This is a genomic window from Blautia sp. Marseille-P3087 (assembly GCF_900120195.1).
Taxonomy (GTDB): domain Bacteria; phylum Bacillota; class Clostridia; order Lachnospirales; family Lachnospiraceae; genus Blautia_A.
The window spans coordinates 499,548-517,200 of the sequence record NZ_LT635539.1 but is presented as its reverse complement, the minus strand read 5'-3'; the positions used below and the strand labels follow the sequence as shown (position 1 = coordinate 517,200).

The window sequence follows — 17,653 nt, the reverse complement described above, 5'->3', positions numbered from 1 at the left end:
TTTAAGATAAGAAAGAGGTGCAGCAACAATGGATCTTATTCAGAGACCAAGAAGACTTCGCGGAAGTGAAACACTCCGTAAAATGGTGAGAGAAACAAGGATTGATAAATCTTCTCTGATCTATCCGCTTTTTGTAAAGGAAGGTACAGGTGTTGAGGAAGAAATTCCATCTATGGAAGGACAGTACCGCTACAGCGTAGATCGTCTTCCTTACGAACTGGAACGTTTACAGAAGGCTGGTGTGAGCAATATCATGCTTTTTGGAATCCCGGATCACAAAGATGAAGTGGGAAGTGGTGCTTACGATGAAAACGGAATCGTACAGAAAGCTTTAAGAGAAGCTAAAAAACAGTTCCCGGATCTTTATTATATTACAGATGTGTGCATGTGCGAATATACTTCACATGGACACTGCGGTGTTCTCTGCGGTCATGAAGTAGAGAATGATGCAACACTTGAATTACTTGCAAAAACAGCACTTTCTCATGTAGAAGCCGGCGCAGATATGGTGGCACCTTCTGATATGATGGACGGCCGTGTACGTGCAATCCGTGAATGTCTGGACAAGGCAGGACATAAAGAAACTCCGATCATGTCCTATGCAGTCAAATATGCATCTGCATTTTATGGTCCGTTCCGTGATGCTGCAGGTTCTGCTCCATCCTTTGGTGACCGTAAGAGTTATCAGATGGATTTTCATAATCGTCGTGAGGGAATGAAAGAAGCACTGACAGATATCGAAGAGGGCGCAGACATCATTATGATCAAACCTGCAATGTCTTATCTGGATATGGTTTCGGAAGTTTACAAGGCAACAAATGTTCCGATTGCTACTTACAGTGTAAGCGGTGAATATGCAATGGTCAAAGCAGCTGCCAAGATGGGATGGATCGAAGAAGACAGAATTGTCTGTGAGATGGCTGCAAGTGCCTATCGTGCAGGAGCTTCTATTTATCTGACTTACTATGCAAAAGAGCTTGCCCGCTTTATCGATGAAGGGAGAATCGGCTAATGGGAAGATCAGAAGAATTATTTGAACGTGCAGTAAAAAGAATTCCGGGCGGCGTCAACAGTCCGGTCAGAGCGTATGGTGCGATCGGAATGGCTCCGAGATTTATCAAACGTGCAGATGGCTGTCACATTTATGATGTAGATGGCAATGAATACGTAGATTATATCGATTCCTGGGGACCGATGATCCTCGGTCATAATTTCCCACAGATCCGGGAAGCAGTAGTTGAAGCCTGCGCAGACGGTCTGAGTTTTGGATGTGCTACGGAGATAGAAGTAGAGATGGCGGAATTTATCTGTGAACATCTTCCGCATGTTGAGATGGTGCGTATGGTCAATTCCGGCACAGAGGCTGTCATGAGTGCAATTCGTGCGGCCAGGGGTTATACCGGTCGTGATAAGATCATCAAATTTGCAGGATGTTATCATGGACACAGTGATGCACTTCTGGTAAGTGCCGGTTCCGGTGTGATGACAAGTGGTGTACCGGACAGTGCCGGAGTACCAAAAGGCTGCACACAGGATACCATGACAGCAGTTTATAATGATCTGAACAGCGTAAAAGCACTTCTGGAACAGGCACCGGGACAGGTGGCGGCGGTGATTGTGGAACCTGTTGCAGCCAATATGGGTGTGGTTCCGCCAAAGAAAGGCTTCCTGGAAGGTCTTCGCAGTCTCTGTACCGAGCACGGAACATTACTGATCTTTGATGAAGTTATTACAGGATTCCGTCTTGCATTTGGCGGAGCAGCAGAATATTTTGGTGTGATACCGGATATGGTTACTTATGGTAAAATTATTGGTGCAGGTATGCCGGTTGGTGCATACGGCGGCAAAAAAGAAATCATGGAGATGGTTTCTCCAGCAGGCCCGGTTTACCAGGCAGGTACATTGAGTGGTAATCCGATTGCAATGGCTGCAGGTCTGACACAGCTGAAATATCTGTATGAACATCAGGAAGTTTATAAGGAACTGGAAGAAAAGGGCGAAAAACTTTATGGTGGAATCGAACAGATTCTTAAAGAATATAAAAAGCCATACCATGTAAATCATGTTTCATCTTTAGGAAGCCTTTTCTTTACAGAAAATGAAGTGGTCGATTATACAAGTGCAAAAACATCCGATACAAAGGCATTTGCAGATTATTTTCTTGCAATGCTGAAATCAGGAATTCATCTGGCACCGTCTCAGTTTGAGGCAATGTTCCTTTCCACAGCGCATACAGATGCTGTGATTGAAAACACACTTTCTAAAGTACGAGAGTATTTTATGAAGTAAAGTATGTAAGAAAATACACATTCAACGTAGAATGTCAACTTGTTCTTATAAATGGAATGTGCTATAATTAGGACACCAAATGCGGATAGAGCTTTCGCACATATTCATCGAATTTTAGGAGGCAGTATAATGGGGAACAAGAAATATGTGGCTTATGTGGGAACATATACCCATGGCAACAGCAAAGGCATTCAGGTCTATGATGTAGATGTAGAGAACGGCAAACTGATCGAGCGAGGCGAAGTGAAGGTCAGCAATGCATCACACACAGCAGTTTCCAAAAACGGTAAGTTCCTGTATTCCATAGAGGATGAGGGTGTTGCGGTATTCCAGCGTGACGAGCATGGAGACCTCACCCGTATCAACAGTGTGGGAATTGACGGAATGAGAGGCTGTTTTCTTGCCACAGACGTAGACGGCAGATATTTGTATGTAGCAGGATATCATGATGGTAAGGTGACTGTTGTACATACGCATAAAGATGGAAGTCTTGGACGTATTATGGACGGCGTGTTCCATAAAGGACTTGGAAGTGTCGCTGAGCGTAACTTCCGTCCACATGTAAACTGCGTACGACCGACACCGGACAATAAATATCTCTGCGCAGTTGACAATGGTATTGATCAGGTCAAAATCTATCGTATCAATAAGAGACGTCACAAGCTTGAACTGGTTGATATTCTTCGTTGTCCGAGAGAGAGTGGACCGAGGATCATCCGTTTCAGTGCGGATGGCAAATATGCGTACATTTTGTTTGAATTGAGCAACGAGATTAAGGTATACAGGTATGATGGCAGCGGAGTCAATCCGGAATTTGAGCTTTTACAGAGTGTTTCCACGCTGAGTAAAAAGCATGATAAAGATGCGATTCATAATGCAGCTTCCGGTCTGGCTCTTGCACCAGATGGCAAGCATCTGTTCTGTACAACTGCAGGAGAAAATACAGTTTCTATGTATGAGATTGATGCAGAAACAGGACTTCTCGAAAAGAAGTTTACACTGCCAATCAGTGGAGATTATCCGAAGGATCTTGTGATCTTTCCGGATAACCAGCATATTGCTGTCGCAAATCATGCAAGCAATACTATCACTACTTTCAAAGTTGACTATGACAATAACATCATCGTTATGAATGATAAACCCCATAAAGTTGAGACTCCAAACAGCATTCATATGTGGCCTGTACCTCAGGATTTTGAAGCTGTCAAGCCGTTATCTGATGAGGAAGATGATGAGCAGTAATAGTTTGTGATAAAATATCGATAATTTAAAAAGATCCCTCAGTTTTAAGCTGTGGGATCTTTTTATGGCTATTTTGAGTAAAATTCCTGAATTTTATCAAGTCTTGAAGTCATATTAGCAAATAATGCATCTGTAATGGTGAGGGCACACATGGATTCGACAACAACAACTGCTCTCGGGACAATGACAGGATCATGTCTGCCATGTATTTCAAGGGAAATCTGTTCACCCTGGCTGGTGACCGTCGGCTGAGGCTGACTGATTGAAGGTGTTGGCTTGATGTAGGCGCGAAGGATGATCTCGCTGCCATCACTGATTCCACCCATAATACCGCCGGCATGATTGGAAGTTTTAGTTATCACGTTGTCTTTGATTAAAAATCCGTCGTTATCTTCTGAACCTTTCATATGAGCAACCTGAATACCATCACCAATCTCAACAGCTTTGACTGCACCGACAGACATGACTGCCTGAGAGAGCATGGCATCAAGCTTTTCAAAAACAGGATTTCCGAGACCGGCAGGGACACCGCTGATGCGGCATTCGATCACACCACCCGCGCTGTCCTGATTTTTCATACATTCCTCAAGATAAGTACCTGCCTTGGCAGCAGCATCTGCATCCGGCATATAGAATGCATTGTTGTTTATTTCTTCAGGGTTATATTCTTTAATAGAGACCGGTCCGATAGATTTCGTGTAGGTGCAGAACGAAATACCCAATGATGCAAGGAGTCTGGATGCAACTGCACCGGAAGCAACACGTCCGATCGTTTCACGGCCTGAAGATCGTCCACCGCCACGGTAATCACGGAAGCCATATTTCGCATCAAAGGTATAATCTGCATGTCCCGGACGATAAGAATAAGCAATATTACCGTAGTCACGGGAGCGCTGGTCAGTGTTTCGCACCATCAGGGAAATCGGAGTTCCGGTTGTTTTTCCTTCGAAGACACCGGAGAGGATTTCTACGAGATCGCCCTCCTTACGTGCGGTTGTATAGCGGCTTTGTCCTGGTTTGCGTCTGTCCAGAAATTTCTGGATATCTTCTTCTGAGAGAGAAAGCCCCGCAGGACAGCCGTCAATGACTGCACCCAGAGCTTTTCCGTGGGATTCGCCCCATGTAGTTACGGTGAAATGTGAGCCGAAGCTGGATTTATTCATAAGTATTGAGTCCTCCCTTATTAACTGTAGTTAATCTTAACATATTAAATATAGAAAGTCTACAATTTGCACTATGTCACTTTAACGTATAAATTGAATAAAATTTTGTAAATACAATTCAGTTGGAATTGACAAAAATTATACGGCATTTTATAATTGACCATATGACCCAAAAAGAGAGTGGAAGGGGAGTGTAATCGTGGTTAGAATGTTTCGGACATCAGACGGTGCCATTCATGAAATTCAGGAACCGCAGGATGGATGTTGGATTGCCCTTACAAATCCTACAGCAACAGAAATATTTGAAATATCTGAACAGTTCCAGATCGAAGTTGATGATCTGAGGGCTCCTTTGGATGAAGAAGAACGGTCACGTATTGAGGTGGAGGATACTTACACTCTGATTCTGGTTGATGTTCCTATGATCGAAGAGCGAAATGATAAAGACTGGTATGGTACGATCCCACTTGGTATTATTGTTACTGATAAAATGATCTTTACGGTATGCCTGGAGGATACACAGGTTCTGACACGTTTTATGGAGGGCCGTGTACGTAATTTCTTCACTTATATGAAGACACGTTTTATTCTGCAGATTCTTTACCGCAATGCCAGTATGTACCTGCGTTATCTGCGTATCATAGACAAAAAGAGTGAACAGGTGGAGGAGAAGCTCCATTTTTCACCACGAAATCAGGAACTGATAGAGTTACTTGAACTGGAGAAATCACTGGTATACTTTACGACTTCTCTGCGTTCGAATGAGGCTGTACTCGAGAAACTGATCAAGGTTGAAAGTATTAAGAAATATCCCGAAGATACGGAACTACTTGAAGATGTCATTATCGAGAACACACAGGCGATCGAGATGGCAAATATCTACAGTGGTATCCTGCGTAGTATGATGGATGCTTTTGCATCTGTTATCTCGAATAATCTGAACGATGTGATGAAGATACTGTCGGTGATCACGATTGTCATGAGTATTCCGACGATTATTTTCAGTGCCTATGGAATGAACCTTGCTCCGTCAGGTATGCCTTTTTCAAGCACAACACTGGGATTTGCAATCGTAATTCTGATTTCTATCGGTGCGAGTATTGTTGCGGCAATGTTCCTGTCCAAGAAAAAGTATTTTTGATTTATTTGGCAACAAATACAATTCATCTTTCCGGACTGTATAAATCAACAGAAAAAGGAGAAAAGTGTCTTATGAATTGGATCGATAAAATGGAACGTAAATTCAGGGGAAGAGGAATTCCGAACCTGACAGTCTATGTGATTATCTGTTATGTGGTTGGGTATCTGCTGAGTTATATGAATCCTTCGATGCTCAGTATGATGAGCCTTGATGTATCCAAGATTCTTCAGGGGCAGATCTGGAGACTTGTGACCTGGGTCATCTATCCGCCGAGTACCGGTAATTTCTTTTTGTTTGTAATTTCTATTTTGTTTTTCTATTATCCGGTAGGTACGTCACTGGAACGTACATGGGGCAGTTTTCGTTATACCCTGTATATTTTTTCAGGACTTTTGTTTGTGCTGATCGCAGCATTTATTACCTATTTCATTACAGGTGGTTTTGTAGTGATCGATGGTATGACCTATATGATTGGCGGAGGCGTGTTTACGACTTATTATGTCAGTCTTTCCGTCTTCCTGGCATATGCGATGAGTTATCCGGATATGCAGATTTTGTTATGGTTTGTGATTCCGATCAAGATGAAATGGATGGCAGGTGTGTACGGCGCAATTATTCTGTACAACATGATCTCCTATATCCGTGTCGGATTGTGGGTGATGGCAGTGCCGATACTTGCATCACTGCTTAACTTTATTCTGTTTTTCTTCAGCACAAGGAATATGCAGCGTTATAACCCGAAAGAAGTGCATCGCCGCAGAGAATTTAAGAAAGCCATGGCACAGAGTCGGGTGAATCCGGCAACAGGAGGAATTACAAAACACAAATGTGCAATTTGTGGACGCACAGAAAAGGATGATCCGAATCTGGAATTCCGTTTCTGTTCAAAATGTAATGGCAATTATGAATATTGTCAGGATCATCTGTTTACACATCAGCATGTGAAATAATGCTATACGAGGAGATAAATATTATGAAAAAAAAGCCGTTTGTAACACTGGAAAAACTGCAGGAAATCACTGAGAAATTCCCTACACCTTTTCACCTTTATGATGAGAAGGGAATCCGTGAAAACGCCAAAGCATTAAAAGAAGCCTTTGCATGGAATAAAGGATTTAAAGAATTCTTCGCAGTTAAAGCAACACCGAATCCATATCTGATCCAGATTCTTCAGGAGTACGGATGTGGATGTGACTGTTCCTCTATGACTGAACTGATGCTTTCCAAAGCAATCGGCTGCAAAAAAGGTGATATCATGTTTTCATCCAATGATACACCGGAGGCAGAGTTCCGCTATGCAAATGAGATCGGTGGGATCATCAACCTTGACGATATCACACATATTGAAGCTGTAGAGAAAGCTGTCGGTTATATTCCGAAGACGATCAGCTGCCGTTATAATCCGGGCGGACTGTTTAAGATTAGTAACGACATTATGGATAATCCGGGTGATGCCAAATATGGTATGACAACAGATCAGATCTTTGAGGCGTTCCGTACACTGAAAGCAAAAGGCGCCGAAGAATTCGGTATCCATGCTTTTCTTGCAAGTAATACAGTAACAAATGAATATTATCCTATGCTTGCAAAAGTTATGTTTGAACTTGCTGTAAAACTTCAGAAAGAAACCGGAGCCCATATCGGATTCATCAATCTTTCAGGAGGTATTGGTATTCCTTACAGACCAGAGCAGACACCAAATGATATTCGCGTGATCGGAGAAGGTGTACGTAAGGTATATGAAGAAGTTCTGGTTCCGGCAGGAATGGGCGATGTTGCAATTTATACTGAGCTTGGCCGCTTCATGATGGGACCGTATGGATGCCTTGTTACAAAAGCAATCCATGAGAAACATACACACAAAGAATACATCGGTGTAGATGCGTGTGCAGTTAACCTTATGCGTCCTGCAATGTATGGTGCATACCATCACATCACTGTTATGGGTAAAGAAGACAAGCCGTGCGATCATCTGTATGATATTACCGGTTCCCTTTGCGAAAACAATGATAAGTTTGCGATTGACCGCTATCTTCCGGAGATTGGGATGGGAGATCTGCTTGTAATTCATGATACTGGTGCACATGGATTTGCTATGGGATATAATTACAATGGTAAGCTGAAATCCGCAGAGATTCTTCTTCACGAAGATGGAAGCTTTGATATGATCCGTCGTGCAGAAACACCAAGAGATTATTTCGCAACATTTGACTGCTTCCCGATCTATGAAAAAATGCTTGAAGATGAAGACAAATTATAAAAATAATTTGCAATTATTACATTAAAATGCTTGCAGTGAACTGAAAATTATGGTAATATAATTTTCGGTTCATTTGCCGCTGTGGCGGAATTGGCAGACGCACTTGACTCAAAATCAAGCGGGAAACCGTGCCGGTTCGAGTCCGGCCAGCGGCATAAGGGTTCTCTGGTTTACAGAGAATCCTTTTTTGTATTTAATTGAACAGGATATATACAGAGCTTTATGAAAAGTTTATAATATTTCATTTTATTTCACAGAAAGAACATTGAATATGTACCATAAAAATGGTATGGTACATGACATAAATGATTTTGGAGGAAACATATAAATGAAGTTTAATCGCAAAAAGCCAGAAAAGATACCAATGTATGTCTATTACATTATTGCAGGTATTATTATTATTATTTTGAATATGCTTGTGGTTCCGGCTGTACAGGAAAGAAGTGTGCAGAAGACCGATTATTCTACTTTTATTGAAAATGTGGAGAAAGGCAACGTCACCAAAGCAACTGTAGAAGAAAGTTATATTTATTATGAAATGAAAGCTGACGATACAGATGGAACTGTTTTATGCAAGACAGTCAAGATGGATGATGCTGATCTGGTCAATCGTCTGCTGGATGCGGGTGTAACTATGGATGAAGTTCTTCCGGAAAGTCCATCAATCCTTATGACACTTCTTTTGAGCTATATCGTTCCGATCGTAATCTTTATCTTTATCGGACGCTGGCTGAGTAAGAAGATGATGTCCTCTATGGGCGGAGGCCCTGGTGGGGCAATGTCTTTCGGAAAGAGCAATGCAAAGGTTTATGTAAAATCCTCCACAGGAATTAAATTTTCCGATGTTGCCGGAGAAGACGAGGCGAAGGAGCTTCTTACTGAAATCGTAGATTATCTGCACAATCCTCAGAAATATACAGAGATTGGTGCGTCTATGCCGAAGGGAGCTCTGCTTGTGGGGCCACCTGGTACAGGTAAGACACTTCTTGCAAAAGCAGTTGCAGGTGAGGCGGAAGTTCCGTTTTTCTCAATCTCCGGTTCTGAATTCGTAGAAATGTTTGTCGGTATGGGTGCTGCGAAAGTACGAGATCTTTTCAAACAGGCAAATGAGAAGGCTCCGTGTATTGTATTTATTGATGAAATTGATACAATTGGTAAGAAACGTGACGGTGCCGGTTTTACAGGCGGAAATGACGAGAGAGAGCAGACCCTGAACCAGCTCCTTACAGAAATGGATGGATTTGATGGATCTAAGGGTGTTGTAATCCTGGCAGCAACCAACCGTCCGGATTCACTTGATCCGGCACTTCTCCGTCCGGGACGTTTTGACCGCCGTATTCCGGTAGAACTTCCGGATCTGCAGGGTAGAGAAGAGATTCTGAAAGTTCATGCAAAGAAAATTAAAATTGCAGATACTGTTCGATTTGATGATATTGCAAAGGCAGCTGCCGGAGCTTCTGGTGCGGAACTTGCCAATATTGTCAATGAAGCAGCACTTCGTGCAGTTCGCGACGGACGTAAATTTGCTACGCAGGCAGACTTTGAAGAAAGCATTGAAGTAGTTATTGCAGGATACCAGAAGAAAAATCGTGTTCTTTCTAATAAAGAGAAACTGATCGTATCCTATCATGAAATTGGACATGCACTTGTCGCAGCCAAACAGACAGAATCTGCTCCTGTTCACAAAATTACAATTATTCCACGTACATCGGGTGCGCTGGGCTACACGATGCAGGTTGATGATAATGAGCATTACCTGATGTCAAAAGAAGAACTGGAAAATAAGATTGCTACTTTTACAGGCGGGCGTGCAGCGGAAGAACTTATCTTTCATTCTATTACAACAGGTGCTTCCAATGATATTGAACAGGCAACCAAGATTGCAAGAGCAATGATTTCACGCTACGGCATGAGTGATGATTTTGATATGGTTGCCATGGAAAATATCAGCAACCAGTATCTAGGCGGAGATTCCAGCCTTGCCTGCTCTTTTGAGACGCAGACACTTCTCGATAAGAAAGTTGTAGAGCTTGTAAAGAGACAGCATGAGAAAGCGCTGCAGATCCTTCAGGACAATATCGGCAAACTTCATGAGCTGGCAAAATATCTGTATGAGCATGAGACGATCACAGGTGATGAATTTATGAAAATACTCGAGGCACCGGAAGAAACTCCGGCTGCTGTAACAGAAGAATAGCAGGACCTTATATATGAAAGAGGTGCTTCCGACGAAACGGTCGTTGTGAAGTACCTCTTTTTGTGCTATACTACAAAGAAGTGAAAACAGGGACAGGAGGAAGAAAGAATGCCGGATATTGAATGCAGAACCGCTGAGAGCATGGTGACCAAATACATCAATCATAGCTTAAGCGTCGATGAACTTGAAGAATTTCTGGATCATATCAGTCATTGTTCGTCCTGTTATGATGAACTTGAGACATATTTTATTGTGCATGAAGCAATACAGCAGCTGGATGAGCCGGAAGATGGTTCGGTACTTGATTTTCGTAAACTTCTGGATCAGGATATCCGAAAATCACGCAGATATATCCGTAAGAAACGGTGGTTTCATTTCCTGACAGGTCTTTTGCTGGCAGTATTTGCGATTCTGTTGCTTATTTTTATTATATTTTTTATCATGGATATAGCACATTTCCTATAAATAGATACAGGGGGAACACATTTTGAGTGACAAAATTTTACTGATTGATGGACATAGTATTCTGAATCGCGCATTTTACGGACTTCCGGATCTGACAAACTCCGAAGGCAGACATACAGGCGCGGTTTATGGATTCCTTAACATTCTTTTTCGTATCCTTGAGGAGGAGAAGCCAAAATATCTGACGGTTGCTTTTGATCTTCACGAGCCTACATTCCGTCACAAAATTTACAATGCATACAAAGGGACCCGTAAACCGATGCCGGAAGAATTAAGGGAACAGGTGCCGCTGATCAAAGATGTGCTTACGGCAATGGGCATCAAGATTGTTTACAAACCGGGATTTGAGGCGGATGATCTTCTAGGAACACTGGCTGTACGAAGTGAAAAAGCTGGCATGGATGTAACGATTCTGTCCGGTGACCGTGACCTTCTCCAGCTTGCAACAGAAAAAGTCCTGATTCGCCTTCCGAAGACTTCGAGAGGAAAGACAACCATCGAGAACTTCCATACACAGGAAGTTATTGAAAAATATCAGGTAACACCACCGCAGATCATTGAGTTAAAAGCCCTGATGGGAGATTCTGCTGACAATATTCCGGGCATCCCTGGAGTTGGTGAAAAGACAGCAACAAAGATGGTCGTAGAGTTTGGTTCAATAGAAAACGCCTATGCGCATCTGGAGGAAGTGAAGCCGAATAAAGCAAAAGAATCACTGCGTGAACATTATGATATGGCTGTTTTAAGTAAAACACTTGCGACAATCAATACAGATAGTCCGATAGATTATTCTTATGAAGAAGCAGAACTGAAGAACCTCTATACGCCAGAGGCATATCAGCTCTGCAAACGACTTGAATTCAAAAATCTTCTTTCAAAATTTGATACAGCGGTTGTGCCGGAAAATCCAATCGAACAGAACTTCTTTGTCTGCAATGACCTTTCCGGTGCAGATGCATTATTTAAAAAAGCAGCCGGTAAGGCATATGTCGGAATTTCGCTTCTTGCAGATAAAGAAAGTGTTTATGGCCTTGGGATTGCCCTTGAAAAAGAAGAAATATACTATATGCCAGTGGAGGGACTGCTTACCGGGGATTTTCTGTGCGCATCCCTGAAAGATCTGGCAAAAACAACAGTTCTTTGTGCGCTGGATATCAAACAGTTTTTGAAACGTGTGCCGCTCGAAGATGAAACGCAGGTCTTTGACATCGGAATCGGAGCATATCTTCTGAATCCGCTGAAATCCACATACACATACGATGATGTTGCGAAGGAATATCTGGACGGAATACTTCTTCCTACACGGGAGGATCTGCTGGGTAAAGATTCCCTTAAAAAGGTGTGGGAGGGTTCGTCGGACGGTTTGATGCCATATGGCTGTTATATGGCATACACCGCGCTTACTGCACGTATTCCACTCGAAATCTCGATGAAAGACAGTGGTATGTGGCAGGTTTATCGGGAGATTGAACTTCCATTGATTTTTACGCTGGATTCTATGGAGAAATATGGAATCTGCGTAAAAGGTGAAGAATTAAAAACATATGGAAAAAAACTTCAGGTGCGTATTGAAGAACTGGAAAAACAGATTTATGAGGAGGCCGGTGAAGAATTTAATATCAATTCTCCGAAGCAGCTCGGAACGATACTTTTTGAAAAAATGGGACTTCCCGGAGGCAGAAAAACAAAGAGCGGTTATTCCACAGCAGCCGATATCCTTGAGAAACTGGCACCAGAGCATCCGATCGTCAAAGATATTCTGGAATATCGACAGCTTGCAAAACTGAAATCTACTTATGCAGATGGTCTTGCGGCAGTCATTGAGCCGGATGGAAGAATCCATTCCACATTTAATCAGACGATTACAGCCACCGGACGAATTAGCAGTACGGAACCGAACCTTCAGAACATTCCGGTACGTATGGAACTCGGTCGTCTGATCCGTAAAGTTTTTGTACCGGAGGACGGATACGTATTTCTGGATGCCGATTACTCACAGATCGAACTCCGGGTACTTGCACATATGTCCGGAGATGAGACTCTGATTCAGGCATACAGGGAGGCGCAGGACATTCACCGTCTGACTGCGTCGCAGGTATTTCATGTTCCGTTTGAAGAAGTAACGTCTCTTCAGCGACGGAATGCAAAAGCGGTAAACTTCGGAATTGTGTATGGAATCAGCTCTTTCGGACTCAGCCAGGACTTAAGCATTACCCGAAAAGAAGCAGCAGAGTATATTGAAAAGTATTTTGAAACATATCCGAAAATAAAAAGTTTTCTGGATGGTCTTGTTGCCGAAGGAAAAGAAAAAGGATATGTGACGACCATGTTCGGACGGAGACGTCCGATACCGGAACTGAAGTCCGGCAATTTTATGCAGCGTTCTTTCGGTGAACGTGTAGCTATGAATTCTCCGATACAGGGAACTGCAGCGGATATTATTAAAATTGCGATGAACCGAGTCTATAAGAGAATCAGGCAGGAAGGGCTGAAATCGCGGCTGGTGCTTCAGGTGCATGACGAACTGCTGATCGAGACAAAGAAAGACGAGCTGGAGATTGTGTCCCGAATTCTGGAAGAAGAAATGAAAGGTGCGGCAAATCTTTCTGTAGAACTTGAAGTAGACATGCATGAAGGCAGCAACTGGTACGAGGCAAAATAAGATGAAAATTCTGGGAATTACAGGCGGTGTCGGCGCCGGCAAAAGCACAGTGCTTGATTTTCTGAAAGAAAAATATCATGCATATGTGATTCAGGCGGATCTGGTCGGACATCTTGTTATGGAGCCTGATGGGATCTGTTATGACAGTGTGGTTGCATTATTTGGAAAACGAGTCATAAAAAATGACAAAACCATTGACCGGAAGATGGTTTCCGATGTAGTATTTGGCAGTGAGGTAATGCGTCAGAGTCTGGATGCGATTATTCATCCGGCTGTTCGCCAATTTATATTGAACCAGATTGAACAGCAAAGGGAAGCCGGCTGTTCTCTGGTCGTAGTAGAGGCAGCGCTTCTTCTGGAAGAAAAGTATGATGCTTTCTGTGATCAGGTCTGGTATGTACATACGGATCAGGAGATACGTATAGAACGTCTTATGAGCAGCAGAGGTTACACAAGAGAAAAAGCTCTGAGCATCATAAAGAGACAGGCTTCCGAGGCGTTTTTCCGGCAGAATACGGATTATGTGATTACAAATAACGGTCTGCCAGAGGAAACATGGCACCAGATAGAAGAAGGGATTAAGAAATTATGAGATTTTGCAGTATTGCGAGCGGAAGCAGCGGAAACTGTATTTACGTAGGTTCAGAGAATACGCATGTACTTGTCGATACCGGGATCAGTGGCAAAAAGATGGAGGCCGGTTTAAACAGTCTTGATCTTACCGGACGTGATCTGGACGGAATTCTGATCACGCATGAACATTCCGATCATATCAAAGGGCTGGGGGTTATATCAAGAAAATACGGAATTCCGATCTATACGACAGGAGGCACTGTGGACGCAATGGCCCGTACCAATGCACTTGGCAAGATTCCGGACGAGATTTTTCATGAAATAAAAGAGGATGAATCGTTTGAAATCGGAGATCTTACGGTAAAACCTTTTTCTATTCCGCATGATGCAGCACAGCCGGTCGGTTATAGACTGGAATGTGAAGGGCATTCTGTGGGAATTGCGACCGACCTTGGAAAATATAACGATTATATCATTGAAAACCTTCAGAATCTGGATGCTCTTCTTCTGGAAGCAAATCATGATATCCGGATGCTGCAGGTAGGCAGATATCCATATTATCTGAAACAACGTATCCTCGGAGAACGGGGACATCTTTCCAATGAAAACGCAGGCAGACTGTTATGCAGATTGCTTCATGACAACATGAAATCAATTTTTCTGGGGCATCTAAGCAGAGAAAATAATTATGAAGAGCTTGCGTACGAGACTGTTTGTTCAGAGGTAACACTGGGAGACAACCCTTACAAATCAAAAGATTTCAGAATTCAGGTAGCGAAACGGGATTTGATTTCCGATGTAGTTACCGTATAAAAGAAAGGATAAAAGTCATGAAAAAAACAATAATTACAGTAGTAGGAAATGACACAGTAGGCATCATCGCAAAGGTATGTACGTATCTTGCAGACAACAATGTAAATATTCTGGATATTTCTCAGACTATCGTACAGGGATATTTTAACATGATGATGGTTGCAGATACCAGCAAATCAGAAAAAGACGCAGCTGCTCTTTCAAAGGAACTTTCTGAAATCGGCGATAAGATCGGCGTAGTGATCCGCTGTCAGCACGAAGATATCTTTAATGTAATGCATCGTATTTAATCGTATCATACAGAAAAGGAGAGTTGACATGATCAATATTTTTGAGGTTAATGAGACAAATAAGATGATCGAGCAGGAAAATCTGGATGTGCGTACTATCACAATGGGAATCAGCCTTCTGGATTGTATTGACAGTGATCTCGATATCATGAATGAAAAGATATACAACAAAATCACAACCAAAGCAAAAGATCTGGTTGCTACAGGAGACAAGATTGCAGCAGAATTTGGTATTCCTGTTGTGAATAAACGTGTTTCCGTGACACCGATCGCTTTAATCGGCGGTGTGGCATGCCATACGACAGAAGATTTTGTATCTATAGCTAAGACGCTGGATCGTGCAGCAAAAACAATCGGCGTAAACTTTATCGGTGGATATTCTGCTCTGGTATGTAAGGGTATGACACCGGCAGAAGAACTCTTGATTCGTTCTATTCCACAGGCACTTGCAGTGACAGAACGTGTATGCAGCTCCGTTAATGTAGGTTCCACAAAGACTGGTATCAATATGGATGCGGTAAAACTAATGGGTGAGATTGTTCTTGAAACTGCAGAAGCATCCAAAGAGCAGGATTCTCTTGGTTGTGCGAAGCTTGTAGTATTCTGTAATGCACCGGATGATAACCCGTTTATGGCAGGTGCTTTCCATGGTGTGACAGAAGCAGACTGTATTATTAATGTCGGTGTCAGCGGCCCTGGCGTAGTCAAAACAGCACTGGAATCTGTTCGCGGTGCTGATTTCCAGACCTTATGTGAAATGATCAAGCGTACAGCATTTAAAGTAACGCGCGTGGGACAGCTTGTTGCACAGGAAGCATCAAGGCGTTTGAATGTACCGTTCGGAATTGTGGACCTTTCTCTTGCACCGACACCGGCAATTGGCGACAGTGTGGCAGAAATTCTCGAAGAGATTGGTCTTGAGAGAGTAGGAGCACCTGGAACGACCGCAGCACTTGCACTCTTGAATGACCAGGTCAAAAAAGGCGGTGTTATGGCAGCACAGGCAGTAGGCGGTCTGAGCGGTGCATTTATTCCGGTCAGCGAGGATCAGGGAATGATTGATTCTGTAAATCTAGGTGCACTGACACTAGAAAAACTCGAAGCAATGACCTGTGTCTGCTCTGTAGGTCTTGATATGATTGCAATTCCGGGTGATACAAAGGCATCTACAATTGCGGGTATCATTGCTGATGAATCTGCGATTGGTATGATCAATCAGAAGACAACAGCAGTACGTGTAATCCCTGTTATCGGTAAAGGAGTAGGAGAGACAGTAGAGTTTGGCGGACTTCTCGGATATGCTCCGATCATGCCGGTTAACAAGTTCTCCTGTGATGCGTTTGTAGAGCGCGGTGGACGCATCCCGGCACCGATCCACAGCTTCAAGAACTGATGCGAAACAAGAAAATGTCTGATTTTTACTGGACGATGTTATAATAACGAATCCCCTGAAGGAGATATTTCCGGAAATCCCGGAGAATCCTCTGTCAGGGGATTTTTTGTGCAAAATTATTGAAAATCCTTTATTTAACATAATAATTATGATATAACATTATATATGTTATAATATGATTTTTAAGTTATAAATATATATGGGAGAATAACAGAATGGAATATCTGGAGAAAATGCTTGGTGTGTCAGTGAAATATCATCGTTGGAAAGGTGAATTGGAGTTACCATATTACATTACCGAACGATATGAAATGCGGCTTGTGGAACTTGATAAAATGAAATGTATTTTCCTATGGCCCAAAGATAAACTAAGTCAGATTGGCTCTTTGAAGAAGCAACTTCGTCGTATCCAAATGGAAGAAGCACTGCCTGTAGTTTTCATTATGGATATGATAGACGCATACAGAAGGACTGCATTCATAAAAGCACATATTTCATTTATAGTGCCGGACAGTCAGATTTATCTTCCGTTTATGGGTACCTGTCTTGAAGAAAAGTATCGAATGGAAATACAAAGTACGGAAACGTTACAGCCGTCCACACAACTACTGCTCTTCTACTGGTACTATGCTAAAGAAAACTGTATCTATATGCATGGTGCAGTAAAAGCGCTGGGGTGTTCTGCAATGACGATAACACGTGCTTTTCGCCAGCTTGAAAAGACCGGGTGTTTTGAAACAGGAAAGACCGGTGTACAGAAATATCTGAAGGGAAAGAGTTCACCGGATGAGATTTTATATAAACTGGAACCGTATCTGATTTCACCGCTGGCAGACATAATTTATCTTGATAAAGATGTTATAAAAGGCGGCATAATAGCAGACACAGAAGAAGGAAAAGGTTATCCATCCTATGCAGTAAATAAAAAGGACTTTCATTATACAGGCGGCCACGAACTTTTGAATGCAGAAACACAGTCGGAAATTCAGCTCTGGAAATACGATCCGGCAATACTTGCAGTCAATGGTCATGTGGATCCTCTGTCACTGGCACTCAGTCTGAAAAAACCTTTGTTCAGTTTTATAAAAAATGATTGACATTCACAATTTCCTGTGGTAAAGTAGAAAACAGCAAAACCGATGAGAAAGAAGAGTAAATAATCCTG

General features: G+C 42.5%; 15 protein-coding genes, 1 tRNA gene and 1 other annotated feature (1 of these 17 running past the window's edge). Of the genes, 15 read left to right on the top strand and 1 reads right to left on the bottom strand.

All coding sequences use genetic code 11. From position 1 onward, the window contains the following. Positions 1 to 28 precede the first annotated feature (28 nt). The 3 genes from hemB (at position 29) to BQ7344_RS02375 (ending at position 3,531) form a co-directional block, all read left to right on the top strand. Positions 29 to 1,012 (top strand): porphobilinogen synthase, encoded by a 984-nt coding sequence (hemB, locus tag BQ7344_RS02385; RefSeq protein ID WP_072521269.1) that lies wholly within the window; start codon positions 29 to 31, stop codon positions 1,010 to 1,012. Then, a complete protein-coding gene (gene hemL / locus BQ7344_RS02380; protein ID WP_072521268.1) occupies positions 1,012 to 2,289 on the top strand; it encodes a glutamate-1-semialdehyde 2,1-aminomutase in 1,278 nt (425 codons plus the stop codon). Before hemB ends, hemL begins: the two co-directional genes overlap by 1 nt. 129 nt (positions 2,290 to 2,418) lie before the next feature. After that, positions 2,419 to 3,531, top strand: coding sequence for a lactonase family protein (locus BQ7344_RS02375; RefSeq protein WP_072521267.1), 1,113 nt, complete (start codon positions 2,419 to 2,421; stop codon positions 3,529 to 3,531). Positions 3,532 to 3,599: 68 nt separating this feature from the next. Here the strand turns inward: BQ7344_RS02375 and aroC are convergent, their stop codons facing one another. Beyond that, on the bottom strand, positions 3,600 to 4,694 hold the full coding sequence (aroC, locus tag BQ7344_RS02370; RefSeq protein WP_072521266.1) for a chorismate synthase: 1,095 nt from the start codon (positions 4,692 to 4,694) through the stop codon (positions 3,600 to 3,602). A 199-nt stretch (positions 4,695 to 4,893) separates the two neighbouring features. Between aroC and BQ7344_RS02365 the strand changes: the two genes are divergently transcribed. From BQ7344_RS02365 to BQ7344_RS02310, 12 genes are all read left to right on the top strand, one after another. Further along, a complete protein-coding gene (locus BQ7344_RS02365; protein ID WP_072521265.1) occupies positions 4,894 to 5,835 on the top strand; it encodes a magnesium transporter CorA family protein in 942 nt (313 codons plus the stop codon). Positions 5,836 to 5,906: 71 nt separating this feature from the next. After that, entirely contained in the window at positions 5,907 to 6,785 is an 879-nt protein-coding gene (locus BQ7344_RS02360) for a rhomboid family intramembrane serine protease (RefSeq protein WP_072523326.1), read from the top strand. Positions 6,786 to 6,808: 23 nt separating this feature from the next. After that, complete coding sequence (locus BQ7344_RS02355; protein ID WP_072521264.1) at positions 6,809 to 8,095, top strand: diaminopimelate decarboxylase family protein; 1,287 nt, start codon at positions 6,809 to 6,811, stop codon at positions 8,093 to 8,095. A gap of 75 nt (positions 8,096 to 8,170) precedes the next feature. Next, positions 8,171 to 8,250 (top strand) — tRNA-Leu (locus BQ7344_RS02350). A 173-nt stretch (positions 8,251 to 8,423) separates the two neighbouring features. Next, positions 8,424 to 10,292, top strand: coding sequence for an ATP-dependent zinc metalloprotease FtsH (ftsH, locus tag BQ7344_RS02345; protein WP_072521263.1), 1,869 nt, complete (start codon positions 8,424 to 8,426; stop codon positions 10,290 to 10,292). 108 nt (positions 10,293 to 10,400) lie between these two features. After that, entirely contained in the window at positions 10,401 to 10,757 is a 357-nt protein-coding gene (locus BQ7344_RS02340) for a zf-HC2 domain-containing protein (protein WP_072521262.1), read from the top strand. A gap of 22 nt (positions 10,758 to 10,779) precedes the next feature. Further along, entirely contained in the window at positions 10,780 to 13,419 is a 2,640-nt protein-coding gene (polA, locus tag BQ7344_RS02335; protein ID WP_072521261.1) for a DNA polymerase I, read from the top strand. 1 nt (position 13,420) lies between these two features. Continuing rightward, the gene (coaE, locus tag BQ7344_RS02330) at positions 13,421 to 14,011 is read left to right on the top strand and encodes a dephospho-CoA kinase (RefSeq protein ID WP_072521260.1); all 591 of its coding nucleotides are present in this window, start codon (positions 13,421 to 13,423) and stop codon (positions 14,009 to 14,011) included. After that, complete coding sequence (locus tag BQ7344_RS02325; protein WP_072521259.1) at positions 14,008 to 14,805, top strand: MBL fold metallo-hydrolase; 798 nt, start codon at positions 14,008 to 14,010, stop codon at positions 14,803 to 14,805. Before coaE ends, BQ7344_RS02325 begins: the two co-directional genes overlap by 4 nt. Positions 14,806 to 14,822: 17 nt before the next feature. Continuing rightward, the gene (locus BQ7344_RS02320; protein WP_072521258.1) at positions 14,823 to 15,095 is read left to right on the top strand and encodes an ACT domain-containing protein; all 273 of its coding nucleotides are present in this window, start codon (positions 14,823 to 14,825) and stop codon (positions 15,093 to 15,095) included. 28 nt (positions 15,096 to 15,123) lie between these two features. Further along, a complete protein-coding gene (locus BQ7344_RS02315; RefSeq protein ID WP_072521257.1) occupies positions 15,124 to 16,488 on the top strand; it encodes a PFL family protein in 1,365 nt (454 codons plus the stop codon). Between the two features lie 215 nt (positions 16,489 to 16,703). After that, positions 16,704 to 17,585, top strand: coding sequence for a hypothetical protein (locus BQ7344_RS02310; protein ID WP_072521256.1), 882 nt, complete (start codon positions 16,704 to 16,706; stop codon positions 17,583 to 17,585). Positions 17,586 to 17,618: 33 nt separating this feature from the next. Then, positions 17,619 to 17,653 (top strand) — a binding site (T-box leader); it runs 213 nt beyond the window's last position.

What these genes read in the sequence shown, in the direction of transcription:
- BQ7344_RS02375 (WP_072521267.1), top strand. Translation starts at nt 2,419, where the DNA reads ATGGGGAACAAGAAATATGTGGCTTATGTGGGAACATATACCCATGGC.
- BQ7344_RS02320 (WP_072521258.1), top strand. Translation starts at nt 14,823, where the DNA reads ATGAAAAAAACAATAATTACAGTAGTAGGAAATGACACAGTAGGCATC.
- ftsH (WP_072521263.1), top strand. Translation starts at nt 8,424, where the DNA reads ATGAAGTTTAATCGCAAAAAGCCAGAAAAGATACCAATGTATGTCTAT.
- BQ7344_RS02355 (WP_072521264.1), top strand. Translation starts at nt 6,809, where the DNA reads ATGAAAAAAAAGCCGTTTGTAACACTGGAAAAACTGCAGGAAATCACT.
- BQ7344_RS02340 (WP_072521262.1), top strand. Translation starts at nt 10,401, where the DNA reads ATGCCGGATATTGAATGCAGAACCGCTGAGAGCATGGTGACCAAATAC.
- aroC (WP_072521266.1), bottom strand. Translation starts at nt 4,694, where the DNA reads ATGAATAAATCCAGCTTCGGCTCACATTTCACCGTAACTACATGGGGC.
- BQ7344_RS02315 (WP_072521257.1), top strand. Translation starts at nt 15,124, where the DNA reads ATGATCAATATTTTTGAGGTTAATGAGACAAATAAGATGATCGAGCAG.
- coaE (WP_072521260.1), top strand. Translation starts at nt 13,421, where the DNA reads ATGAAAATTCTGGGAATTACAGGCGGTGTCGGCGCCGGCAAAAGCACA.
- BQ7344_RS02360 (WP_072523326.1), top strand. Translation starts at nt 5,907, where the DNA reads ATGAATTGGATCGATAAAATGGAACGTAAATTCAGGGGAAGAGGAATT.
- BQ7344_RS02325 (WP_072521259.1), top strand. Translation starts at nt 14,008, where the DNA reads ATGAGATTTTGCAGTATTGCGAGCGGAAGCAGCGGAAACTGTATTTAC.
- hemB (WP_072521269.1), top strand. Translation starts at nt 29, where the DNA reads ATGGATCTTATTCAGAGACCAAGAAGACTTCGCGGAAGTGAAACACTC.
- BQ7344_RS02310 (WP_072521256.1), top strand. Translation starts at nt 16,704, where the DNA reads ATGGAATATCTGGAGAAAATGCTTGGTGTGTCAGTGAAATATCATCGT.
- hemL (WP_072521268.1), top strand. Translation starts at nt 1,012, where the DNA reads ATGGGAAGATCAGAAGAATTATTTGAACGTGCAGTAAAAAGAATTCCG.